This is a genomic window from Allocatelliglobosispora scoriae, from assembly GCF_014204945.1.
Lineage (GTDB): Bacteria > Actinomycetota > Actinomycetes > Mycobacteriales > Micromonosporaceae > Allocatelliglobosispora > Allocatelliglobosispora scoriae.
The window spans coordinates 2,809,581-2,832,423 of the sequence record NZ_JACHMN010000003.1; the positions used below are offsets into that span (position 1 = coordinate 2,809,581).

Below are 22,843 nucleotides of genomic sequence, written 5' to 3' on the forward strand. Positions count from 1 at the left end.
CCCGATCCGCCGCTTGATCGTTTTTCTTTCGCAGGTCATGCCGATGGTTGCGAGGTTGAACATGGCGGACGGGCCGGTGCCGGGCTCCGCGGTCTTCGTCGGGGAGAGCGCCCTGACGATCGAGTGCGCGCAGCTGTGGCTGGCGCGCGGCGGCGTGCTGACCGGCGTCGCGAGCGAGTCGGCCGCGGTGCGGGCGTGGGCCGCCGAGCAGCGGGTGCCCACCGCCGTCACCGTCACCGGCCTCGCGCCGGAGCGGGCGGGCGAGCCGTTCGACTTCCTCTTCAGCGTGGTGCACCTGCGGATGCTGCCGGATGCGGTGCTGGCGCTGCCGCGCCGCCTGCCGGTCAACTTCCACGACGGGCTGCTCCCCGCCGACGCGGGTGTCCACGCGACCGCCTGGGCGCTGCTGCGCGAGTCGGCGGGCCACGGCATCACCTGGCACGTCATGACGGCGCAGGCCGACGCCGGGGACATCCTGGTGCGGCGAGCGTTCGCGATCGGCCCCGACGAGACCAGCGCGATCCTCAACCACCGCTGCTACGAGGCCGGACTGGACGCCTTCGCCGAGCTGGTCGGGCAGATCGCCGCCGGGACGCTCACCCGCACGGTCCAGGACCTGGGTCGGCGGACCTACCACGCCGCAGGCGACCGGCCTGACGGTGCGCTGGCGATCCGCTGGACCGATCCGGCGCATCGCATCGCCGCCCTGGTCCGGGCCTGCGACTTCGGGGTGCACGCCAACGGGTTCGGCACGGCGAAGCTGCTCGCCGGGGACCGGCTCCTCGCCGTCGGTGCCGCCGAACCCTCCGGTGCCTGGTCGGCGGAGCCGCCGGGAACGGTGCTCTCCTGCGCCGACGGCAGGCTGACCGTGGCGACCGTCGACCGCGACCTGGTGCTCGGCCGGATCACCACGCTCAGCGGCCGTCCGATCGAGGTCGGGCGCGACCCGGACCTGCGCCGGGGCAGCGTCCTCGCCGACCCGACCGCGCCACAGCGGGCGGCGCTGACCTCGGCGGCCCGAACCGCGCTGCGCCACGAGGCCCGGTGGGTGGCCCGGCTCGCCGCGTCGTCCCCCATGGACCTGCCGTTCCGCGCCGGCGCCGCCGAGGCCGTGGCCTGGCACGTCATCGAGGTGCCCGCCCCCGGCAACCGCGCCGGATCGGCCGCGACGACCGCCGCCGCGGTCTGCGCCTACCTCGCCCGCATCGGCCGCGGCGACCCGGGCGCCGTCGGGCTCCGGCTCACCCCCGGCCCGGGTGACGGCCTGGTCGCGGCGGTCGTGCCCCTCCCGGTCCCCGCGCTGACGGAAACCTTCGCCGGGTACGCCGAAGAGCTCACCGCCGACCTGGAGCTGATCGGCGGCTGGGGCGGTTACCTGCGCGACGTGTTCCTGCGCTATCCCCAGCTGCACGGCGTCCGGAGCTTCGACGATCCGCTGCCGATCGAGCTCGACCTCTCCGGCACCGCCACCCCCACCACGCCGGGCACGGCGCTGCGGATCGAGATCGACCCGGCGGGCGGCTGCCGCTGGTCGATCTCGACGGCGGCGCTCGCGGAACCGGAGGCCCGGTCGCTGGCCGAGGCGTTCTCGGTGTTCTGGCACGGCGTGGACGACGCGCCCCTGGACCGGGTACCGCTGCTCGCCCCGGCCGCCCGGGACCGGCCGGCGCTCGCCGCGGCCGCCGCCGACCAGCCACGGCAGGGCTGCGTGCAGCACCTCATCGCGGCGCAGTCGGAGCGGACCCCGCTCGCGATCGCGGTCCAGGACGCCGAGCGGGCGCTCACCTACCGGCAGCTGCGGGACCGGGTGGCGGCGATCGCGGCCGAGCTGGCCGACCGGGGTGCGGGGCCGGGCGATCTCGTCGGGGTCTACCTGGACCGCTCCGCCGACCTGGTGGCCGCGCTGCTGGCGGTGCTGACCGTGGGCGCCGCCTACGTGCCGCTCGACCCGGTCTACCCGCCGGAACGCATCGCGGCGATGCTCGACGACGCCCGGGTCCGACTGCTGATCGTCGACCGCGCACCGGACCCGGTGCTCGCGGCGGCCGCACCCGGGCTGCTGCACCTGGCGCTGGTCGGCACGCACACCACTGCGGTGGACCGTGGCGACCCGGACGCCCGGGCATACGTCATCTACACCTCCGGTACGACGGGGCGGCCGAAGGGCGTGCAGGTGGGGCACCGGGCCCTGACCAACCTCCTGTGCTCCATGGTCGGCGAACCCGGCCTCGCCGAAGGCGACCGGATGCTCGCGGTCACCACGGTCTGCTTCGACATCGCCGCGCTGGAACTCTTCGGCCCGCTGCTCGTCGGCGCGACTGTCCACATCGCACCGTCGGCCACGGCCCGGGACGGGCACGCGCTGCTGGAGCTGGTCGAGAGCGTCAAGCCGACCGTGCTGCAGGCGACGCCGGTGACCTGGAAGATGCTCATCGCCGCGGGCTGGGCGGGGGAGCCGGGCCTCAGCGCCCTCTGCGGCGGCGAGGCGCTCAGCCGCGACCTCGCCGACAGCCTGCTCAACCGGGTCGGCGCGGTCTGGAACCTCTACGGACCCACCGAGACCACGATCTGGTCCACGGTGGGCCACGTGATGCCGGGTACCTCGATCACCCTCGGCGAACCGGTCGCCAACACCCGGCTCTACATCCTGGACCAGCACCTGCAGCCGCTGCCGGAGGGCGTGCCGGGCGAGCTCTGCATCGGTGGCGACGGCGTCGCCGACGGCTACCTGCACCGGCCGGAGCTGACGGCGCAGCGGTTCCGCCCGGATCCCTTCCGCCCCGGCGGGCGGCTCTACCGCACCGGCGACCTGGTCCGCCGCAACGCCCTCGGCGAGCTGGAGTTCCTCGGCCGCACCGACCACCAGGTCAAGATCCGGGGCTTCCGCATCGAGCTCGGCGAGATCGAGGCGCTGCTGACCGCGCAGCCCGGCGTCCGGCAGGCGGTCGTGATGGCGCGCCGCGACGGCGGGGAGGCCGAGCTCGCCGCCTACGTCACCGCCGACGGCGGGATCGACGCCGCCGTGGTCCGCGGCGAACTCGCCCGGCACCTGCCGGACTACATGGTCCCGGCGACGGTGACGGTGCTCGACCGGATGCCGCAGACCGCCAACGGCAAGATCGACCGTGGTGCGCTGCCCGCGCCGGTCCGGCGCTCCGGCCCACCGCCGGTCGCACCGCGTACCGACCTGGAACGGCGGATCTGCCTGCTCTTCGACCGCAGCCTCGGCCACGACACCGGCGCCGACAGCGATTACTTCGCCCTCGGCGGCGACAGCCTGCGTGCCGTCGGTCTCGTCGCCGCCGCCCGCACGGAGGGCATCGCCTTCACGATCGCCGAACTCTTCAGCCATCCGACGCCGGGGCGGCTCGCGGCGTACCTGGCCGGGTCGCAGTCGCCCCCGGCGCGGCTGGACCTCACCGCGGAGGTCAGCCTGCCCGCGCAGTTCACGGCCCGGCGGCCGAAGGCGGGCGGCGGGCGGGTGCTGCTCACCGGCGCCACCGGGTTCCTCGGCGCCTTCCTGCTCAGCGAGCTCGCCGCCGACCCGGAGGCGAGGATCACCTGCCTCGTCCGGGCCGAGCGGGCGGCCGACGGGGTGGCGCGGCTGCACGCCAACCTCAAGCGCTACGGCCTCGCCTACCCGGCGGGCCAGGTGGAGGTGGTCTGCGGCGATCTCGCCGCGCCCACCCTCGGGCTGACGCTCACGGCGTGGCAGCGGCTCGCGGCGAGCACCGGCACCGTCGTGCACGCCGGTGCGGGCGTGCACTGGCTGCAGACATACGCCCAGCTCGCCCCGGCGAACGTCGCGGGCACCCGGCGGATCCTGCGCCTCGCCGCCGACGCGGGCGTGCCGGTGCACCACCTCTCGTCCATGGGGGTCTTCGGGCACGCGCCCCGGGGCACCGCCCGGCAGCCCGCCACCGCCGCGCCGGGACCGGTCGATCGGCTCGTCACCGGCTACCAGCAGACGAAATGGGTGGTCGAGGGCATCGCCGGGCTCGCCGCCGAGCGGGGGCTGCGGGTCGCCGTCCACCGGATCGCCCGCATCAGCGGGGCCACCGGCACCGGGGCCTGCCAGACCGACGACTTCCTGTGGCGCGTCCTCAAAGGATGCGTGCAGGTCAACGGCGTACCCGCCGATGTGGATCTCGCTTTTGACCTGGTGCCGGTCGACCATGCGGCGCGGGCGGTGGCCGGGGCGGTGCGGCGGGGCGCCGAGGGCGTCCTGCACCACGCCAACCCGGTGCTCGTCACCTTCGCGCAGCTCGTCGACCAGCTGCGCGCGGCCGGGCACGACCTCGCCGAGATCGATCCGCAGAAGTGGGCCGACCTGGTCGCCGCCGATCCCGGGAACGCCGCGCATCCGCTGGTCGACGCCTTCCTCGCGGCGGCGCGCAGCGACGACCACGAGGTCTTCCTGCACCCCGACGACACCGACTGCCCGCCCGCCGACGCGGCTCTCATCACGACCTATCTCGACTTCTTCCAGCGCACCGGGTTCCTGCCCGATCCGTCGGGGTCGGGGCTCTTCTAGACGGTGACGACGACGGCGCCCCGCTTGCGGCCGGTGTCCACATAGCGGTGGGCGTCGGCGACCTGCTCCAGCGGGTAGCTGCGGTCGATCACCGCGCGCAGGCGGCCCGCCGCGGCGAGGCCGGTGAGGACGGCGAGGTCCTCGGCCATCACGGCGGGTGAGCGCAGCCCGGTGAAGGCGAGCACGACCCGCTTGCGGCCGAACCTCGGGGTCCAGAGCGTCTGGAGGAGCGCCGCGGGGGACGGAACGGTGGTGAGGTAGGCCCCGCCCGGCTTCAGCAGACCCCGGCACCTGGCGAAGGAACTCTTGCCGACCGCGTCGAAGACGACGTCGAAGCCGCCGCCGAGCCGGGTGAAGTCCTCCCGGGTGTGGTCGATCACCTCGTCGGCGCCGAGCGACCGGACCAGGTCGAGGTTGGTGGTGCTGCACACCGCGGTGACGCTCGCGCCGAAGTGCTTCGCGAGCTGCACCGCGGCGGTGCCGACCGCGCCGGAGGCACCGTTGATCAGGATGCGCTGGCCGTCGCGGAGGCGGCCGTGGTCGCGCAGGAAGGGCAGCGCCGTCAGGCCGCCGCCGATGAGCGCGGCGGCGTCGGCGTCACCGAGCCCATCGGGGGTCGGCACGACCGCGACCTGCGGCAGGAGGGCGTATTCGGCGTGCGTGCCGAACGCGGCACCGGTCGCGGCGAGGACCCGGTCGCCGACGGCGAAGCCGGTGACACCGGCGCCGAGCGCCGCGACCTCGCCCGCCAGGTCGCTGCCGAGGATCGGCTTGCGGGGTGAGAAAAGGCCGAAGACCATCCGGGAGTACGCCGGGTCGGCCTGCCGGGCAGCGCAGTCGGCGGGTCCGACCGTGCTGGCGCGGACCCGGATCAGCACCTCACCCGCGGCGGGCACCGGCGTCGGCACCTCGGCGAGGCGCAGGACGCCGGGTGTCCCGTAGGTGTCGTAGACGATCGCCCTCATGTTGCCGCCCTTACTGCCAGGAACCGGTGTCTAGAAAACTTGACATGGACCACGGTAAAGTAAAACTGACACCGTGTCAAAAATATCTAACATCAGCGCGGGGCGGCGCGGGAGGTGTCGACCTTCTACAGTCGGCGGCATGACGCTGAGCGAACGACCTCGGGCTGTCCGCGTCCTCGGCTGGTTGCTGATCGCGACGGGCGCCGTCGCGGCCGTGCAGCTCCTCGCCGGTGTCCTGGAGCTTCGCTACGTGCGGGCCAACGCGGCCCACGCGATCAGCCTCGCCTCGATCACCTCCGACGCCGAGCGGGCGGTCTCCAATCTCGACGCCGCCGCCCAGATCGCGATCTGGGTCGGCGCCCTCGGCGCCATCGCCTCCCTGGCGGCCTGGCTGCTCGTCCGCCGGGTCGACCCCTGGGCCCGCGTCGCCGCCTGGATCACGGCAGGGTCGGTCTTCTTCGGCCAGTTCGCCCTGATGGGGCAGGACTCCTCCATCGGGATCAGCCCGTTCGTCGATTCCACCCAGAACCAGGTGATCGAGGACCTCGTCAACTCGCTGATCGTGGCACCGGGCTACTTCCTGCTGATCTACCCCGCCGAGGTGGCCGGGCTGGTCCTCGGCGTCTGGATCGCCGTCCTCCTGCGCGGCGAGGACACCGTCGAATACCTGCGTTCCCGCACCGAGGCGGCGGCCGACCCCGACTGGGACGCGGTCCTCGCCGCGAGGCGTGCCGGCTCCGGGCGGAACGGCACCCGGTGACCACGATCTACAGGTGGCGGTGCCTCCGCGGGGTCGCCGCGGAGGCACCGTTTTTCCGGGGAGGGGTGGGTCAGGAGACCGTCAGCGACGTGTCGTCGATGACGAAGGAGGTCTGCAGGTAGGGGTCCTCCACGCCGGTGAAGAGCAGCGTGACGGTCTGGCCGGCGAAGGCCGACACGTTGAAGGTCCGCTGGACGTAGCCGGCGGCCTTGTCGAGGTTGGAGTAGGTCGCCAGGGTGGTTGAGCCGATCTTGACGGTCAGCTTGTCGTACTGGACGGTGGTGGTCGTCTCGGCGGTGTCGATGTGCAGCCAGAACGACAGGACGTAGCTGGAGCAGCCCGCCGGGATCGTCACCGTCTGCGACAGCGTGTCGGTGTGCGTGGTGCCGTAGCCGTCGAGCCAGGCGTTCCAGGTGCCGCCGTGGGTCGGCTCGCCGCTGGCGGCCCACTGGCCGATGACGCCCGTCGAGGCGGTCCAGACCGTGTTGCCCGATTCGAAGCCGGGGTTGCCGAGCTTCTGGCCGGGGCTGGAGCAGGTGCCGGTGCCGTTGACCACGAGGGTGTACGGCGTGGTGTGGGTGGCCGACGTACCGGTGCCGGTGACGGTCACCACGTAGCTGCCCGGCGGTGTCGAGGCGCTGGTGGCGATGGCGAGCGAGGAGCTGCCGCCGGTGGTGACGGAGGCCGGGCTGAAGGCGGCCGTGGCGCCGCTGGGCAGACCGGACGCCGTGAGGGCGATGGTCTGGGCGGAGCCGCTGGTCAGCGCGGTGCTGACGGTGGTCGTGACGGAGCCGCCCGGGTTGACCGAGCCGGACGTCGGCGAGACCGCGATGGAGAAGTCGTTGCCGGTGCCGGTGCAGGGGGCGTCAGAACCGGCGACGTTGACGGCGGTCCACGCGGCCTGGACGGCCTTGTACTCCGTGGTGCAGGTGCCGTGGAGGTCGGTCGCGGCACGCAGCGTGTAGGCGCGGGCGGTGTTGGCCGGCGTCGTGGTGTTGACATAGCTGGTGTTGGTGGTGAAGTAGAGGTCCAGGGCGCGGTACCAGATCTTCTCGGCCTTGGCGCGACCGATGCCGACCACGGCCGGAGCCGAGCCGCAGACCGGGCTGGTGCCGTAAGCGGTCGAGCCGGTGCCCTCGGCGAGGTCGAAGAAGAAGTGGTTGGCGACGCCCGAGGAGTAGTGCACGTCGACGTTCTTGGTCGAGGTCGACCAGCAGCCGTGCGACGAGCCGTCCAGCGGGGGGTTGTACATGTAGCGCAGCGGGGTGCCGTTGCCGTTGATGTTGATCTTCTCGCCGACGTCGTAGTCACCGGGGTCGCCGGGCGAGTTGGCGTAGAACTCGACCATGTTGCCGAAGATGTCCGAGGTCGCCTCGTTGAGGCCGCCCGACTCGCCGGAGTAGACCAGGCCCGCCAGGGCCTCGGTGACACCGTGGCTCATCTCGTGGCCGGCCACGTCGATGGAGGTCAGGGGCCGGTTGTTGCCGGCGCCGTCGCCGTAGGTCATCTGCGAGCCGTCCCAGAACGCGTTGATGTACGCGTTGCCGTAGTGCACCCGGCTCGGCACACCAGCGCCGTTGCCGAAGATGCCGTTGCGGCCGTGGACGTTCTTGAAGTAGTCGAACGTCTTCGCGGCACCGAAGTGCGCGTCGACACCGGCCGACTGGCGGTTGGACGCCAGGCCGTTGCCCCACACGTTGTCGGCGTCGGTGAAGGTGGTGCAGGTGGAGGTGCCGCCGTTGAGGTCGCAGGTGCGGCCGTTGCCGTGCGACGGGTCGACCATCGAGTAGGTGCTGCCCGACAGGGTCGTGTCGATGGTGACGGTGCCGGTGTAGACGCCCTGGCCGGTGCCGTTGACGTGCTTGACGTCGTTGAAGGAGCCGATCACGTTGCCGTTGACGGCGTCGGTGATGACGTGCAGGACAGAGGGGGTCTGTCCGTCGGCGGCCCAGCCGGAGACGACGGTCTCGTAGGCGAGCTTGCCGTAGCCCGACGTGGCGTCCACGAAGAGCTCGGGGCTGCCGGCGCCGGTGATCTTGCCGGTGAAGGCGGACTTGGCTGCCTTGACGGCGGCCGAGGGGGTGACCTTCGCGGCGGTGGAGATCGTCAGCGGTGCGGCGAGGCCGACCGACGTGCCGGCGTAGGCGCCGCCGGGCGCGGTGTGGATGCTGAAGTCGCCACCGAGGACGCGCAGACCGTTGTAGGTCCGGTCGTAACGGACGTGCCCGGCACCATTGGCGTCGGTCTTCGAACGGTTGACCACATAGGCCTCACCACTGGCGGCGGCCTGTAGATCGGCCCGGTGCTGCTGGAGCAACTGGTCGGCCGCCGCGACCACCGCGTCCGGACCGGCGGTCCCGGCGGCGGCGCTCGGCGCGGTCCCCGCCAGCAGGCCGGCCGCGAGCAGCGCGGCACCGGCGATTCCGAGGGTTCTTCTCATACGTCCTCCCCTGATCGATTCAGCGAGGTAGTCGCTGAGGTATCAGTTATATCGAGCAGTGACGATGTATGAAAGAATTTGACAGTGCCAAGCCGAATCGTGGAGTCGGCGCGCGGCGGTCAGCTCCGGGCGGGACGGAATCCGGTGATGACGACCTGGAGCTCGTCCGCCTGGTCGTTCCACAGCCCGGCCGCGGTGCTCCAGTAGATCGAGTAGGCCTGGTCCGGCGCGGTGACGAACCCCCGGTTGAGCACGTGCAGGGCGGCGCCCCCGCTGCTGGTGTAGGTGAACTCCCAGTCGGCGGCCTTGTCCCAGTAGTCGACGGCCTCCAGCCGCACCCGGGCGTAGTCGCGGTAGCCGCTGCGCCGGGCCGCCTCGTTGTTGCGCCAGTCCTTCACCGGATCCGACTTCGGGTGGCGGGTCTGGTCGATGAGCAGGAGCGTGCCGTTGCTCGGATGCCGCCAATAGGCGCGGCCGTCGGAGTCCCGGCCGAACCGCCACCCATTCGGTACGGGCACCGCGAACCCGGTCCCGTCATCGCGCATCTGCCACCCGGCGGGCAGCTGGAACCCGGACGGGGCCGGTGACGGAGACGCCGAGATCCGCGGCGTCGGCGTCGGTGACGGCGACACCTTCGGGGAGACGGGCGCCTTGCTGATCGTGGCGGGGCTGGTGGAGGGCTGGGCGACGGGGGAGGACGGCCGGTCCGGCTCCCGGGTCAGCAGCACCCCGGCCAGCACCGCCACGATCAGCAGGACCGCCGCGCCACCGAGCAGGGCCGCCCGGGGAATCCGTCGGGACGACCGTCCGGTGGCCACGAGGGCGGGCACGGCTCGCGGTGGGCTGACCGGCGGCGCGGCCTCGATGGCGGGCGGGGCGGCGATAGCGAGCGGAGCCCGGGCCAGGGGAGCAGCGACGGCGGCCCGGAGCAGCTGCTCCGCCCGCTCCGCGCTGATCCGGTCCGCCGGGTCCTTCTGCAGCAGCCCGTCCAGCGCCGGTCGCAGCACACCGGCGTGCTGGGGCGGCGGCAGGGGCTCGGTCACCAGCGCGGTGAGGGTCGCCAGCGGTGACGACCGCTCGAAGGGGGAGTGCCCCTCGACCGCCGTGTAGAGCGTCGCGCCCAGCGACCAGAGATCCGAGGACGGCCCGGTACGGCTGTCGTGCACCCGCTCGGGCGCCATGAAGGCCGGGGAACCGAACATGATGCCGGTCCGGGTGATGCTCGAATCGCCGGGCGCGGTGGCGATGCCGAAGTCGGTGAGCAGCACCCGGCCCTCGTCGGAGAGCATCACGTTGCCCGGTTTCACGTCCCGGTGCACCACTCCGGCCCGGTGCGCCGCCTGCAGCGCAGCCAGGACGCCCAGCCCGATCTCGGCAGCCCGGCGCGGCGGCACCGGGATGGCGTCGTGCAGCGAGACACCCCGCACGTACTCCATGACGATCCACGGATCGCCGCCCTCCCCGGTGAAGACGTCGAAGACGCGGACCACATTGGGGTGGCTCAGGCGGGCGATGGCCCGTGCCTCGCGGGCGGAGCGTTCGCGCAGCTCCTGGCGTTCCTCTTCGGAGAGTCCCGGCGGCACGACCAGCTCCTTGAGCGCCACGTCGCGGCCCAGCACCTCGTCGAGCCCTTGCCAGACCCGGCCCATGCCGCCCTGGCCGAGCTGGCGGATCAGACGGTAGCGGTCGCCGACGAGAGTCTCGGAGCTGATGGGCATCCCCCACTCCTACCCGATCCGGTCACGTCCTATGCACCGCGATCGTGCGGTCCTGCGGCAGGGTGCCCGCGATGCCGTTCCCCGTGCCGCCGTCGGTGCTCATCGTTTCGAGGTCCTCTCTACGGGATGGGTGCAGGCACCCGCTGCTGGGAGCGGGTGCCTGCGGTGCGGGTGGATCAGCGTCCGGCTGGCCGTCCCGGTGTCGGGGTGAGGCGTGGCTGGCGGGCGTACTGCTCGCAGTTCACATAGGAGCCCTTGACGTGCGCGGGGATGTGGTCGACGTGCTCGGCGGCGGCATCGCTGGTCGGTGCCGGGGTGACGGACTGCACGGGTTCTCCGATCGGGTCGGCCGCAGGTCGCGGCAGGTGCGGCGGGTGCCGCAGGGAGAGCCTCGCGCCGGTGGCGGCCCGCCGGCCAGTGACAGCTGACCCGTCCCGTCGGGACACCCCGGACCAGCCGTCCGGCCCTCCTGCCTGGCCCGTTCGGCGCGGTGCCGGTCCGGCAGAATGATCGTCGTGACAACAGCACTGCCTGCCGGCCCGGTACGCCGCCGGGTGGCGGCGTGGACCGTGGCGAGCGTGACCGGGCTGCTGACCGCAGCGGCGTTCGCGGCCTGGATCGCGGTTCAGCCGTCGGCCACCGCCACCCAGCTCTACGCGCTGGTCGACCTCGCGGACGGGATCGTCTACGGTGCCGTGGCGTGGCTGATCCTGGGCCGCCGGACCCATCTGACCGGCTGGATCGTCGCCGCGGCGGCCATCGGCGGGGCCTTCTCCGCCTTCTCCTCGCAGTGGGAGCTGCTGGCGGTCCGCCACCCGCAGCTGTGGGCGCCGGACCTGCTGATCGGCGCGCACACCTGGGCCTGGCTGCCCGGCCTCTACGGCCTGGTGGTCCTGCTGCCGTGGCTGCTGCCGGCAGACGCGCCCGGGCGAGGCCTGCGGGTGGTCCGGGCGGCCGCGGTGAGCCTGGGGATCGGCTACGTGATCGCCGCGGTCCTCGTCGCCCTCACCAATCCGGCGCCCTACGGGCTCTTCCACGTCACCGATCCGGAGCTGCGCCGACTGCGCGTGGAGATCCTCGGCCCGGCCATGTACGCGGTGATCCCGCTCGGGCTGCTCGCCACCGCCGGGGTGCTCCGCCGCCGCCACACCGAGCCCCGGGCACAGCGGCACGGACTGGGCTGGCTCGCCGTCGGCAGCACCCTGCTCAGCTTCGCCTTCGCCATCGCCTCCCTGCCGCCGTCGTTCGCCGAGCGGCTGCCCGCGCAGGCTCCCGCGCTGCTCATGCTCGCCTCGCAGCTCTTCTTCCCGGCCGCCGTCCTCGTCGTCGTGCTGCGCCAGCAGCTGTGGGGCATCGACCTCGCCGTCCAGCGGACCCTGGTCTGGCTGCTCATGACCGCGGTCGTCATCGCCGGCTACACCGGTGGGGTGCTGCTGCTGGACCGGGTGCTGCCGGCCGACTCGTTCGTCCCGAAGGTGCTGGTCACCGCCGTTCTCGCCGCCGCCTTCCAGCCGTTGCGCCAATGGGTGCAGCGACGGGTGGACCGGCTGGTGCACGGGGAGGGGCGCGAACCGCTGATGCGGCAGGTGGTGCAGCGCCTCGGCAGCGCCGGCCACGACGAGCCCATGATCGACACGGTGGCTTCCGCCATCGCCTCGTCGCTGCGGCTGGACCGGGTCACGATCACCGTCTATCCGCTGGGCTCCGCGCCCGGCGCCGCCGCCGGTGCGGTGCCGGGGAGCGGCGGGCCGCCGGTGCGCGTACCCCTCGTCAGTGGTGAGCGGACGGTCGGTGAGCTGGTCGCCTGGCCGCGCCCCGGCGAGCGGCTGGGGGGCCGGGCGGCTGCGGCGCTGGCGGACCTCGCGCCGGTCGCGGGCGCGGTCGTCGACCTCGCCGTCACCAACGAGGCCCTGGCCGGGTCGCGGCGGCGCCTCGCGGAGGCCCGCGACGAGGAGCGGCGCACGCTGCGCCGGGACCTGCACGACGGGCTCGGCCCGGCGCTGAGCGGCATCGGTCTCGGGCTCGCCGCGACCCGCAACCTGCTGCACCGCGACCTCGCCGCCGCCGAGCAGCTGCTCGAACGGCTCACCGAGGAGATGAACCAGCGGGCGGAGTCGGTCCGGCACCTGGCCCGGGCGCTGCTCCCGGCCGACCTCGCCGACGGCGACCTGCTGCCGGCTCTGCACACCCTCGCCGAGCGCTACGCCCTGGCCGGGTTCGCGGTGACGGTGAGCGTCGATCCGTCGCAGCGGCAGCTGTCCGGCGAGGTGGCGACCGCCGTCTACGGGGTGGTCGCCGAAGCCGTCCGCAACGTGCACCGGCACGCCCGCGTCGAGCGGTGCGACGTGCTGGTCGAGACGCAGGACGGAGAGCTTCAGGTGACGGTCGTGGACCACGGGACCGGCCCGACGGCCGGCCGATCAGCGGGGATGGGGCTGCAGTCGATGCGGGAACGGGCCGATGCGGTCGGCGGATCATTGACGGTCGAACCGACCCGGCCCACCGGCACCACGGTGCGGCTGCGGGTGCCCCGGCAGCGGGTCGCGGCGTGACGGCGCCGATCCGGGTCGTGGTCGTCGACGACCATCCCGTCTTCCGGCTGGGGATGACCGCCCTGGTGTCGACCTTCGACGGTGTCGAGTGCGCGGGCGAGGCCGCCGACATCGACGAGGCGCTGCGGGTCATCGAGGAGCTCCGCCCCGACGTGGTCCTGATGGACCTGCATTTCCAGCACCGCTCCGGCATCGAGGCGACCCGGATCGTCACCGCCCGGCAGCCGGAGGTCGGGGTGCTGGTGGTGACGACCCTCGACGACGACGACTCGCTCTTCGCGGCACTGCGGGCCGGTGCTCGCGGCTACCTGCTCAAGGAGGCCGGACCGGCCGAGGTCGAGCGCGCCATCCGCTCGGTGGCGCACGGCGGCCTGATGTTCGGTGCGGCGATCGCCGCGCAGGCCGCCGGGCTGCTCACCGGCGCCCACGGCGGTCCGGCGGCCCCGTTTCCGCAGCTCACCGACCGGGAACGCGAGGTGCTGCACCTCGTCGCACTCGGGTTGGAGAACGCCGCCGTCGCGCACCGCCTCGGGCTCAGCCCCAAGACGGTGCGCAACAACCTCTCCAACATCCTGGTGAAGATCCAGGCGAACAGCCGCGGCGAGGCGATCGCCCGCGCCCGAGCCGAGGGCCTGGGCAAACCGTGAGCGCGCCGCCTCCCCGCTCCCTCCCCGTGATGATCGCGTTGTTTCCCGGAAACTGGGCCTTCCGCCTGCTGTTGAGGGGACTGTTTCCGGAAAACGACGCGATCAAGGCGTTAGTCGGCGGCACCAGCAGCCGGCGGGGTGGCGATCTTGTGGTTGGCGCCGGGGACCTGGAAGTGGTGGAAGGTGACCGTCGCGCTGACGTCCAGCGCGTGCACCCAGTGCCACCAGCCGACCGGAATGAAGACGGCCTGGCCCGGTTCGAGCACCACGTCGAGCACCGTCGCCTCGGCGAAGAGCGGGTGGCGGTCCAGGTCCGGCCGGGCCGCGTCCACCGAGCTGAAGGTGCCGCCGCGCGGATAGACCAGGTGCCGCTCGAACGACGGCACCAGCTTGACGTGCTTGCGCCCCAGCACCTGGCAGAGCAGCACGCTGCTGTTGTCGAAGTGCAGCGGCGTCACGGTCCCGGCCGGGCCGAGCAGCAGGTGCCGTGCTCGGTCCCGTCGACCGCGTCGATGATCCCGGCCGGTGCCCGCACGTCGCCGACGAGCGGGCGCAGCGCCCCGGGCCAGTTGCTGTTGCGGGGCACCATGTAGAAGTCGTTGGTACGCGAGCCCGCCCCGACCAGCCGCAGATAGTCGCCGAACGGCATCGTGGTGCGGTGCCGGTCGTACTGCCAGGCGTGCTCGGGGTTCGCCTCCCGGCCGGTCATCACCTCCACCTGGGCGTCACCGCAGCGCCGGGCCATCTCGTCGAGGGTCCACTCGCGGGCGGGCCAGTCGTCGAGCAGCCCGTCGAGCACCACCGGCCGGTGGCCGAAGTAGTAGCGGGCGAAGAACTCGGCCGGGTCGATCGCCGTGCGGCGGTCCAGTTCCCGCCCGCCGTCGCCGTTGCGCAGCAGCCGGTAGACATCCATGATGGACTCCAGCCAGTCGTAGCGCAGCGCCATCCGCCGGCTGACCGCGAAATACGGGTGCCCGGTGAGCTGCTCCAGCTCGGCATCGAGGTCGGCGGGGTCGATCGACTGGGCCAGGGCCGCCGCGCGTACCTCCTCGACCGGCGCGCCCATCGCGAGGTTCTCGGCGAGCCAGATCCGCCAGCCGTGGTCGAGCCGGGTCGCTTCCGTGGTGGTCATCGCTGCTTCCTCACCGGGTGACGGTCGGGGCGGGGGAGAGCCGGGAACCCCGGCTGAGGTCCGTGCAGTTGACGTAGCTGTTCTTGACGTGCGCCGGGATGTGGTCGACGTGCTCGGCCGCCGGGCGAATGCTCGGCGGAGGCGTGAGCCGCCTGCTGCGGGCCTCGTTGCACGTGGGGTAGGTCGTCTTGACGTGGCTGGGGATGTGCTCGACCTGCTCAGCCGCGAGCGTCGTCAGGGGCATGGAATTCTCCTGTCAGCGATGGGTCGTGTTCGACCCCTGCAGGTAACCGGGTCGCCGTCCCGTCCGGCCAGGGCGGTGCGTCCCGACCACCCGGGACAGCAGTTGCCCTGCCGAGAAGGTGCGGTCGGCGTAGCCTGAGGGCACCACTACCCAGGAGAAGCGGACCGATGCGCGCGCTGACCGTCGTACCCGAGCAGCCGAACTCCCTCGCCGTCACCGACGTGCCCGACCCGGAGCCGGGCGACGGCGAGCTGCTCGTCGACGGCCTCGCCGTCGGCGTCTGCGGCACCGACCGGGAGATCGCCGCAGGTGACTACGGCTGGGCGCCCCCCGGCCGCGAGCGCCTCGTCATCGGCCACGAATCCCTCGGCCGGGTCCGGCACGCGCCCTCCGGCAGCGGCTTCGCCGCCGGAGACCTCGTCGTGGGAGTGGTCCGCCGCCCGGATCCGGCGCCGTGCGGCGCCTGCGCGCACGGTCAGTTCGACATGTGCCGCAACGGCGACTACACCGAGCGGGGCATCAAACAACTCGACGGGTACGCCAGCCAGGCCTGGAACGTCGAGCCCGGCTATGCCGTCAAGCTCGACCCCGGCCTCGCCGAGGTCGGCGTGCTGATGGAGCCGACGAGCGTGGTGGCGAAGGCATGGGACGAGGTCGACAAGGTCGGTGCCCGGGCGTGGTTCCAGCCCCGGACCGCGCTCATCACCGGTGCCGGGCCGATCGGGCTGCTCGCGGCGCTGCTCGCCGTCCAGCGAGGTCTCGACGTGCACGTCCTGGATGTCGTGACCGACGGCCCCAAGCCGGCCCTGGTCCGGGACCTGGGCGCGACCTTCCATAGTGGATCCATCGACGAGGTGGCTCGGGCGCTGCGGCCGGACGTGGTCATCGAGGCGACCGGGGTGGGTCCCGTCGTCTTCGGTGCGCTGGCCAACACCGCGCCGTTCGGGATCGTGTGCTTGACCGGAGTCTCGTCGGCGGGGCACAGCCTGACCGTCGACGCCGGTGAGCTCAACCGCAGCATCGTCCTGGAGAACGACGTGATCATCGGTTCGGTCAACGCCAACCTGTCGCACTACGCGGCGGCTGCGGACGCGCTGGCGCGGGCGGACATCGGGTGGCTGGGGCGGCTCATCACGCGCCGGGTGCCACTGGAGCGCTTCGCCGAGGCGTTCGCTCCGCGGCCCGGCGATGTCAAGGTCGTCCTCACCCTGGACGGGTCCGCTAGCTGACCGGGTGCGTTCTTCTGCAAGATCGCGTTCATTCCCGGAAGTAGTCCCCTCAGGGCATGTCGGTAGGCCTTACTTCCGGGAAGAAGCGCGATCTTGCGTTGCCCGGAGTCCCCGCGAGTCCGGAAATCGGTTGCCAGCCGGGTTACGGTCAGCCTGTGCTGATCCGAGAAACCAAGCTCGCCGATGTCGCCGGGATGGACCGCATCCGGCGGTCGATCGAGCCGTGGCATGTCGCCACCGTCGAGACGCAGGAGCTCTGGTTCGAGGGCAACCCGCCCGAGGCGCAGGTGTTCCGCGTGTGCGTGCCGTCCGACGAGGGCCTCGACGCCTACGTCTGGGGCAAGCGCGACCTCTACGCGGACAAGCCCGGCGCCACGATCGCGAGCCTCGGCGTCTACCCCACCGCCAGGGGCAGAGGCCTGGGCACCGCGCTGTACGACCAGGCCGAGGCCTACCTGCGCTCGATCGGCGCCACCCAGGTCCAGATCACCGTGATGGACGACCCGGCGTCGCTGGCCTTCGCCACGGCGCGCGGGTTCGAGCTCGGTGCCACGAACCGCTTCATCTCGGTCGACCCGCGGGTGCTGCCGCCGCTGCCGCCGACCCCGCCCGGCGTGACGCTGATGACGGCCCGCGAATGCGGTCCGGAGGCCTGGCACGCCGTGGTCGACCTCGCCGCCCGCGACGAGCCCGGCGACGTGCCCTTCGGGGGCATGCCCTACGCCGACTGGCTGATCATGGACTGGCCGACCATCGACCGCGACCTCAGCATCATCGCCTTCGTCGACGGCGCCCCGGCCGCCACCACCGCGCTGAACGCCAACTACGCCACCGGCAAGGCGATGTCGGCGGGTTCGGACTGCCTGCGCGAGTTCCGCGGGCGGGGACTGGTGAAGCTCATCAAGTCGGTCTCGCTGCGGGCCGCCGCCGAGGCCGGGATCACGACCGCCTTCACCGGTAACGACCTGGTCAACGCGCCGATGCGGGCCATCAACGCCTGGCTCGGCTATGAGTTCGTCGGCGCCAACCGGTCCGCCGTCAAGCTGCTGGCCTAACCGGTCCAGGGCGGGGTCTGGTTCCAGCCCCATCGGGGCACGTCGGCCGCCTGCACCGGCGGCGGGTCGTCGCCGGAGTAGACGAGCGCCATCCGCGTACCCCACTCGATGTAATAGGCGAAGACGGCCCGGAACTCGGGGTCGGCCGGGAGGCCGGCTTCGTCGGCCGCGTCCATCAGCAGGGTGACCCAGCGGCGGCGCTGCGCTTCGGTGATGCCGCGACCGAGGTGCTTGGTGGCCATGTGCGCATGGCCACCAAGCTCTTGCGTGTATCTCGCCGGACCGCCGAAGACCTCGGCGAGCCAGACGGCGACGTGCTCGGCGTGCTGCTCGTCCATCTCGGCGAAGACCGGCGCGAGCAGCGGATCCTGCCTGACCCGGGTGTAGAAGACGGTGGTCAGCCGGCCGAAGGCGGCGTCACCGCCGGCCCAGTCGAAGATGGACGGTGTCGGCATCAGCTCTCCTGTGGCGGTGCGTCCGGACCCTGCGCCCGGACCCGCTTGACCTGCTCCAACGAGTCTCGCAGGTCACCGAGCCAGGTGTCGGCGTTCGACTGCACGAGCCGGACGCACCAGACGAGCGCGTCGCTGCGGCTGCGGGCGACTCCGGCCTCGACCAGCGTGTCGAGAACCTTGCGCTCCTGCTGGCGCAGGCGGGTCATGACCGGCGCGGAGACGTTGGTGAAGATCGCCGTCCGCTCGCCGCAGGTGACACCCCAGGAGACCTTGCGGCCGAAACGCTGCTCGGCCTCCTGCGCGACGGCCATGCGCTGCCCTCGGGTCCGCTCCCGGAACTCGCCGATCCGGCCCTCGGCCGCCGCCGTGCGCTCGACCTCGGACGTGCCGTCGGCGAGCGCGGGCTCGGCGATGCGGCCGATGACGGTGATCTCCTCGCGGTCGACGGTGACCTCGGTCAACTCGGTGTAGACGTCGTCGGGCAGGCGGCCGGCGAACCAGCCGCGCAGCTCCTCGATAACCTCGGGTGTAATCATGTAATCATGATTACACCGGGGGAGTGCTGTCGCCAACGGTGTTCGCTGAGGGAGGAAGCGAGCGGAGAAAGATGATCAATAATGTGGCACCATGCCCACATGACCTGGACTGCACCTCACGTCACTCGACCCGGCGGCTCGCTGAACGCTCCCGAGCCGGAGATGCTGCGCGGCATGCTCGACTACTACCGGGCGACGCTCCTGTTCAAGTGCGCCGGGCTCACCGGCGAGCAGCTCGCCCTGCGCTCGGTCCCCGGTTCGTCGCTGTCGCTGCTGGGCCTGCTCCGCCACCTGGCGAAGGTCGAGCGCATCTGGTTCCGGCGCCGGTTCCGCAGCGAGTGGGTCCCGATGCTCTACTCGACCCCCGAGCACCGCGACGCCGACTTCGACGACCTCGACCCGGCCCAGGCGCAGGCCGCCTATGAGCTGCTGGTCGAGGAGTCGGAGCTGGCCCGCAAGGCCGTCGAGGGCGAGTCGCTCGACAGCGTCTTCATCGACGACGACGGCGACGAGATCTCCCTGCGCTTCGTCTTCACGCACATGATCGCCGAGTACGCCCGCCACGACGGCCACGCTGACCTGCTGCGCCAGGGCATCGACGGGGTGACCGGGGCATAGTGCCGATGTAACAATCGTCGATATGAAGCTCATGGATGCAACGAAGCGTCTGCTGCTCGTGATCGGCCTCGCGGCCGCCACCGTGGTCGCCGTGCCGGTCGCGGCGTCGGCTGCGGTGATCTGCGGCGGGAGCGCGGTTCCGGCCGGATATGTGATCATCGCGAACATCCACTCGTCGGGCTGTGCCGGATCGGGGATCAACGCGGTCCAGGCCGAGCTGCCCTACGAGGGTGCGCTGATCTGCGGCAACTCGATCCTGCCGACGGGCTGGGTGGTGACCGGCAACGTCTACTCGTCGCCGTGCACCGGGTCCAGCCCCAACGCGCGCCGGCTGCAGCAGCCGTTCAACGGCGTACTGGTCTGCGGGAACTCGACCGTGCCGACCGGCTGGGTGGTCACGGCCAACACCTACTCCGGACCGTGTACGGGGGTCAGCCCCAATGCCCGCCAGCTGCAGCTGCCCTACAACGGGGTGCTCGTCTGCGCGAACTCGCCGATCCCCGTGGGGTGGACGGTGACCGGATCGGGTTACACCTCGGGCTGCGGGAGCAGCAACCCCAACGCCAAGGTGCTATGGCACTGATCGGCTGAGACCGGTGCCGGTGTGTGCTGCCACCGGTGCCGGTCCTGGCACCATTGCCTGGTGAACCACACCTCGATCGGTCGGAGGGCGGTGCTCGGCATGGCGCTCGGAGCGCTCGGCGGCTGCGCGGCCCTGTCACCCGGCGAGCCGACCCCGCCCACCGACCCGGCGCCGAGTCCGACGCCCACGCCCGACCGCTTCCAGCAGCAGCTCGCCGCCGCGACCCGCCTGGTCGCCACCGCGCCGGGAGTGCTCGGCATCGTCGTCCGGGACCGGGTCGAGGGCACCTCCTGGCGAGCGGGGCGGACCGACCACCCGACCTGGACCGCTTCGACGATCAAGCTGGCGATCGCGACCGGGCTGCTCGAACGCGCCCGCGCCGGGGAGATCACCCTGGACGCGAAGGCCCGGGGGCAGATCGCCGACATGCTCGACTTCTCGTCCGACCCCGCCGCCACGGCGCTGTGGAACCGCTACGGCCGCGACAGCCAGGTCCCCCGGTTCCGGCGCTACTACGGCATGACCGGGCTGACCTTCGTCGACGGCTTCGCCCGCAGCTGGGGCCACATGAAGTGCACCACCGAGGACCTGCTGAAACTAATCATCCACGTCCTGACCGAGCTGCACCCGCAGGACCGCGCGGTCCTCGTGGACGGCATGCGGACAGTCGGGCCGATCCAGCGCTGGGGCGTCTGGGCGGCGGGCAGCGACCTGCGGCCGGGGACGAAGAACGGCTGGTCCATCGAGCCCGACGGCGGCAGGAAACACTGGGTCACCAACACGGTCGGCTTCGCCGGACCCGACGAGCGCTACGCCGTCGCCGCCATGCTCGATCTGCCCGCCGGGCGGACGATCGGCGACGGCGTGCACGCGGTCAGCGACGTGATCGCCACGGTCTTCGGCGCCCCGGTCCCGGCCCCCGGTCGTCGTACCCGATCCCAGCACCGGTCTCTGACGCTCAGGCATCAGGCGGTCGGGCGGGGGAGGGCCCCTTCGATGAGGGCCACCGCGGCCCGTGGGTCGTCGACCTGCACGATGAGCCGTGCGTAGCGTTCGTCGTGCAACTCGATGACGATGGCCTTGGCAGCGTCGCGGACGTCCCAGAAGATGCGCTCCCCGTCGAGGTGGAACGTTCCGGCGGTGATGACGCCGGGCACGTGGGCGCCGGGCGCGCGGATGCCCTTCGGCTCGTGGATCACGCCGGGGTCGGCGGTGGCGCCGCGGACGTTGGCCAGCGGGATCTCCAGGCGGCTCTTGAGCGCCCAGAGCTTGTCCAGCCCTGCTATCTCGACGACCAGGGTCTCGTTGTCGATGTGGATCTGTGCCATGGATGCTCCTCGGTGTTCAGGTGCGGTGGATCCGGTCGAGCAGGGAGGTGCCGGCCCCGGCGGTCCCGGCGCCGGCCCGGGCCCGCATGCGCAGGCCGAGCAGGGTCGCGACGAGTGTGTAGGCCGACCCTGCGGGTGTGTCGCCGCCGATCGCGACGGCTGCGGCGGCGTCGAGGTCGCGCATGCCGCGGTCGACCTCCGCGGCGACCTCGGCGTCGACCGGAGCACGCTCGACCAGGGCGAGCAGCAGCAGGTCCAGGTCCGGGTCGCCGTCGATCGCGGAGAAGGCGTCCCGCAGTGCCCGCGCCGGGTCGGGGGCTGCGGCGATCGTCGCCGCCACTGGGCGGACCTGATGCTCCAGGTGCCACCGCAGGGCGGCCAGGTAGAGGCCCCGCTTGCTGCCGAAGACCTTGTAGAGGCTGTTGCGGTGCACCCCGAGGTGCACCACCAGGTCGTCGACGGAGACTCCGTCGTAGGCCCGGTCGGCGAACAGGCTCGCCGCCGCTCGGATCGCCTCGCCCTCGTCGAATGCTCTCGGACGGCCCATGGAAGGACCCTAACCCTTTCGGGAACGATCAGTCAAGAACGATCGTTCCTTAATTGGGCGGCGTTTCCGACGACACAGTGTCCGGAAGGTTACTCGCAGGTCGCGAGCGCGCGATTATCGTTGCGCACCAAGACATGTGGCATCGGACCAGGGGAGCAGTCGTGTCCGCACCAGACCGACCGGGCACGGCGCACGCCGTCGTCATCGGGGCCAGCATCGCCGGGCTGCTCGCCGCGCGGGTGCTCAGCGAGCGGTTCGAGCAGGTCACCGTCGTCGAGCGCGACGAGCTGCCGGCCGAGCCGCAGGGCCGGGGCGGCGTACCCCAGGCGAAGCATTTCCACCAGCTGCTGTCCCGGGGCCAGCAGGTGATGGAGGAGCTGCTGCCCGGCCTGGGCGCGGACGTGGTGTCGCGGGGCGGCCAGCTCGTCGACACCACCGAGGCGCTGCGCTGGCTGACCCCGGCCGGCTGGGCGCCGCGCTACCGCTCCGGGATCAACGTCCTCGGTGTGAGCCGGGACCTGCTGGAATGGGCGATCCGGCAGCGGGTCGCGGCGCTCGACCGGGTCCGGGTGCTCGATCGCACCGAGACCGTCGGGCTCGTCCTCGACGACACCCGGGAGGTACGCGGGGTCACGCTCCGCCGCCGCGGTTCCGGTGCCGAGCCGGAGGAGCTGCGCGCGGACCTCGTCGTCGACGCGAGCGGCCGCGGCTCGAAGGTGATCGGCTGGCTGGGCGAGGCGGGCTACGACGCGCCCGACGAGACCATCGTGGACGTCGGCATGGGCTACGCCAGCCGGTTCTACCGCATCCCGGACGGGTTCGCCGAGGACTGGAAGGCGATCTACGTGCAGGCGGCGCCGCCGACCCACCCCCGGTCCGGGATCATGATCGAGGTGGAGGGCGGCCGCTGGCTCGTCAGCGTCAACGGAGTCGGTGCCGACGCCCCGCCGACGGACGACGCGGGCTTCCTGGCGTACCTCCGAGGGTTGCGCGACCCCGCGCTCTATGAAGCGCTGCGCGACGCGGAACCGGCGTCGCCGGTCGCGGGGTTCCGCCACACCGGCAACCGGCTGCGCAAGGTGCACCAGGTGGACCGCTGGCCGACGCGCCTGATCGTCCTGGGTGACGCGCTGTGCTCGTTCAACCCGGTCTACGGCCAGGGGATGACCGTGGCGTCGCTGCAGAGCCTCATCCTGCGGCGACTGCTCGCCGACGGGTTCCCGGCGGACCTCGCGAAGCGCTTCCAGCGCGAGACGGCACGGCTGGTCGCGGGCGCGTTCACGATGGCGACGGGGGAGGACTACCGCTTCGGCGCGATCGACGGCGTGACTCCGGGCGCGGGCACCCGGTTCATGCACTGGTATTTCGACCGGATCACCGCGCTGAAGGTCCACGACCGGGCGGTCAACGACCGGTTCGTGCGGGTGCTGCACATGCTCGACGGGCCGCAGGTGCTCTTCCACCCCGGTGTCGTCGCGAAGGCGATCACGCGCCGCTGAC

General features: G+C 72.3%; 21 protein-coding genes and 1 pseudogene. 10 read left to right on the forward strand and 12 right to left on the reverse strand.

Translation table 11 applies throughout. The annotated features are described in order from the left end of the window. Nucleotides 1-43: 43 nt before the first annotated feature. Nucleotides 44-4,534 carry an amino acid adenylation domain-containing protein gene (locus F4553_RS38700; RefSeq protein ID WP_184846522.1) on the forward strand — a complete coding sequence of 1,497 codons (4,491 nt, stop codon included), beginning with the start codon at nucleotides 44-46 and terminating at the stop codon, nucleotides 4,532-4,534. On the opposite strand, the gene F4553_RS38705 is transcribed toward F4553_RS38700, so the two are convergent. Further along, on the reverse strand, nucleotides 4,531-5,499 hold the full coding sequence (locus F4553_RS38705; RefSeq protein ID WP_184846524.1) for an NAD(P)-dependent alcohol dehydrogenase: 969 nt from the start codon (nucleotides 5,497-5,499) through the stop codon (nucleotides 4,531-4,533). The genes F4553_RS38700 and F4553_RS38705 overlap by 4 nt on opposite strands. Nucleotides 5,500-5,638: 139 nt before the next feature. On the opposite strand from F4553_RS38705, the gene F4553_RS38710 reads away from it, so the two are divergent. Next, complete coding sequence (locus F4553_RS38710; RefSeq protein ID WP_184846526.1) at nucleotides 5,639-6,259, forward strand: hypothetical protein; 621 nt, start codon at nucleotides 5,639-5,641, stop codon at nucleotides 6,257-6,259. 70 nt (nucleotides 6,260-6,329) lie between these two features. On the opposite strand, the gene F4553_RS38715 is transcribed toward F4553_RS38710, so the two are convergent. The 4 genes and pseudogenes from F4553_RS38715 to F4553_RS38725 form a co-directional block, all read right to left on the reverse strand. Next, nucleotides 6,330-8,699: a M4 family metallopeptidase gene (locus tag F4553_RS38715; RefSeq protein WP_184846528.1), complete on the reverse strand. Its 2,370-nt coding sequence runs from the start codon at nucleotides 8,697-8,699 to the stop codon at nucleotides 6,330-6,332. Nucleotides 8,700-8,818: 119 nt separating this feature from the next. After that, complete coding sequence (locus F4553_RS43175; protein WP_512698881.1) at nucleotides 8,819-9,244, reverse strand: serine/threonine kinase C-terminal domain-containing protein; 426 nt, start codon at nucleotides 9,242-9,244, stop codon at nucleotides 8,819-8,821. Nucleotides 9,245-9,474: 230 nt separating this feature from the next. After that, nucleotides 9,475-10,417, reverse strand: a pseudogene (locus F4553_RS43180) (serine/threonine-protein kinase); the annotation flags it as partial. Nucleotides 10,418-10,593: 176 nt separating this feature from the next. Further along, complete coding sequence (locus tag F4553_RS38725) at nucleotides 10,594-10,746, reverse strand: hypothetical protein (RefSeq protein ID WP_184846532.1); 153 nt, start codon at nucleotides 10,744-10,746, stop codon at nucleotides 10,594-10,596. Between the two features lie 186 nt (nucleotides 10,747-10,932). On the opposite strand from F4553_RS38725, the gene F4553_RS42715 reads away from it, so the two are divergent. Both F4553_RS42715 and F4553_RS42720 read left to right on the forward strand, forming a co-directional pair. Continuing rightward, on the forward strand, nucleotides 10,933-12,969 hold the full coding sequence (locus F4553_RS42715) for a sensor histidine kinase (protein WP_184846534.1): 2,037 nt from the start codon (nucleotides 10,933-10,935) through the stop codon (nucleotides 12,967-12,969). Beyond that, complete coding sequence (locus F4553_RS42720; protein ID WP_312875550.1) at nucleotides 12,966-13,616, forward strand: response regulator transcription factor; 651 nt, start codon at nucleotides 12,966-12,968, stop codon at nucleotides 13,614-13,616. The genes F4553_RS42715 and F4553_RS42720 overlap by 4 nt, the downstream gene beginning before the upstream one ends. Before the next feature lie 110 nt (nucleotides 13,617-13,726). On the opposite strand, the gene F4553_RS42125 is transcribed toward F4553_RS42720, so the two are convergent. From F4553_RS42125 to F4553_RS38745, 3 genes are read right to left on the reverse strand one after another with little or no spacing between them, the layout of a single operon-like run. After that, nucleotides 13,727-14,074 carry a cupin-like domain-containing protein gene (locus F4553_RS42125; protein ID WP_312875551.1) on the reverse strand — a complete coding sequence of 116 codons (348 nt, stop codon included), beginning with the start codon at nucleotides 14,072-14,074 and terminating at the stop codon, nucleotides 13,727-13,729. Further along, a complete protein-coding gene (locus F4553_RS42130; protein ID WP_221470653.1) occupies nucleotides 14,071-14,748 on the reverse strand; it encodes a cupin-like domain-containing protein in 678 nt (225 codons plus the stop codon). Before F4553_RS42130 ends, F4553_RS42125 begins: the two co-directional genes overlap by 4 nt. Nucleotides 14,749-14,758: 10 nt before the next feature. After that, nucleotides 14,759-14,992 carry a hypothetical protein gene (locus F4553_RS38745; RefSeq protein WP_184846537.1) on the reverse strand — a complete coding sequence of 78 codons (234 nt, stop codon included), beginning with the start codon at nucleotides 14,990-14,992 and terminating at the stop codon, nucleotides 14,759-14,761. Between the two features lie 167 nt (nucleotides 14,993-15,159). Between F4553_RS38745 and F4553_RS38750 the strand changes: the two genes are divergently transcribed. Both F4553_RS38750 and F4553_RS38755 read left to right on the forward strand, forming a co-directional pair. Further along, nucleotides 15,160-16,221, forward strand: a complete 1,062-nt coding sequence (locus F4553_RS38750) for a glucose 1-dehydrogenase (protein ID WP_184846539.1) — start codon at nucleotides 15,160-15,162, stop codon at nucleotides 16,219-16,221. Nucleotides 16,222-16,376: 155 nt separating this feature from the next. Continuing rightward, nucleotides 16,377-17,276, forward strand: a complete 900-nt coding sequence (locus F4553_RS38755) for a GNAT family N-acetyltransferase (protein WP_184846541.1) — start codon at nucleotides 16,377-16,379, stop codon at nucleotides 17,274-17,276. On the opposite strand, the gene F4553_RS38760 is transcribed toward F4553_RS38755, so the two are convergent. Together F4553_RS38760 and abmR are read right to left on the reverse strand one after the other, a co-directional pair. Then, the gene (locus tag F4553_RS38760) at nucleotides 17,273-17,731 is read right to left on the reverse strand and encodes a group II truncated hemoglobin (protein WP_184846543.1); all 459 of its coding nucleotides are present in this window, start codon (nucleotides 17,729-17,731) and stop codon (nucleotides 17,273-17,275) included. The genes F4553_RS38755 and F4553_RS38760 overlap by 4 nt on opposite strands. After that, nucleotides 17,731-18,267, reverse strand: a complete 537-nt coding sequence (gene abmR / locus F4553_RS38765) for an ATP-binding transcription factor AbmR (protein ID WP_184846545.1) — start codon at nucleotides 18,265-18,267, stop codon at nucleotides 17,731-17,733. Before abmR ends, F4553_RS38760 begins: the two co-directional genes overlap by 1 nt. A 99-nt stretch (nucleotides 18,268-18,366) precedes the next feature. On the opposite strand from abmR, the gene F4553_RS38770 reads away from it, so the two are divergent. From F4553_RS38770 to F4553_RS38780, 3 genes are read left to right on the forward strand one after another with little or no spacing between them, the layout of a single operon-like run. Next, nucleotides 18,367-18,885 carry a DinB family protein gene (locus tag F4553_RS38770; RefSeq protein ID WP_184846547.1) on the forward strand — a complete coding sequence of 173 codons (519 nt, stop codon included), beginning with the start codon at nucleotides 18,367-18,369 and terminating at the stop codon, nucleotides 18,883-18,885. Between the two features lie 22 nt (nucleotides 18,886-18,907). Further along, on the forward strand, nucleotides 18,908-19,468 hold the full coding sequence (locus F4553_RS38775) for a hypothetical protein (RefSeq protein WP_184846549.1): 561 nt from the start codon (nucleotides 18,908-18,910) through the stop codon (nucleotides 19,466-19,468). 60 nt (nucleotides 19,469-19,528) lie between these two features. Next, nucleotides 19,529-20,518, forward strand: a complete 990-nt coding sequence (locus tag F4553_RS38780) for a serine hydrolase (RefSeq protein ID WP_184846551.1) — start codon at nucleotides 19,529-19,531, stop codon at nucleotides 20,516-20,518. On the opposite strand, the gene F4553_RS38785 is transcribed toward F4553_RS38780, so the two are convergent. Together F4553_RS38785 and F4553_RS38790 are read right to left on the reverse strand one after the other, a co-directional pair. Then, the gene (locus F4553_RS38785) at nucleotides 20,434-20,796 is read right to left on the reverse strand and encodes a hypothetical protein (protein WP_184846553.1); all 363 of its coding nucleotides are present in this window, start codon (nucleotides 20,794-20,796) and stop codon (nucleotides 20,434-20,436) included. The genes F4553_RS38780 and F4553_RS38785 overlap by 85 nt on opposite strands. A gap of 16 nt (nucleotides 20,797-20,812) precedes the next feature. Then, on the reverse strand, nucleotides 20,813-21,343 hold the full coding sequence (locus tag F4553_RS38790; RefSeq protein ID WP_184846556.1) for a TetR/AcrR family transcriptional regulator: 531 nt from the start codon (nucleotides 21,341-21,343) through the stop codon (nucleotides 20,813-20,815). Between the two features lie 161 nt (nucleotides 21,344-21,504). Here F4553_RS38790 and F4553_RS38795 point away from each other — a divergent pair, with 161 nt between their 5' ends. Beyond that, nucleotides 21,505-22,842 (forward strand): FAD-dependent oxidoreductase, encoded by a 1,338-nt coding sequence (locus F4553_RS38795; RefSeq protein ID WP_184846558.1) that lies wholly within the window; start codon nucleotides 21,505-21,507, stop codon nucleotides 22,840-22,842. Nucleotide 22,843 lies beyond the last annotated feature (1 nt).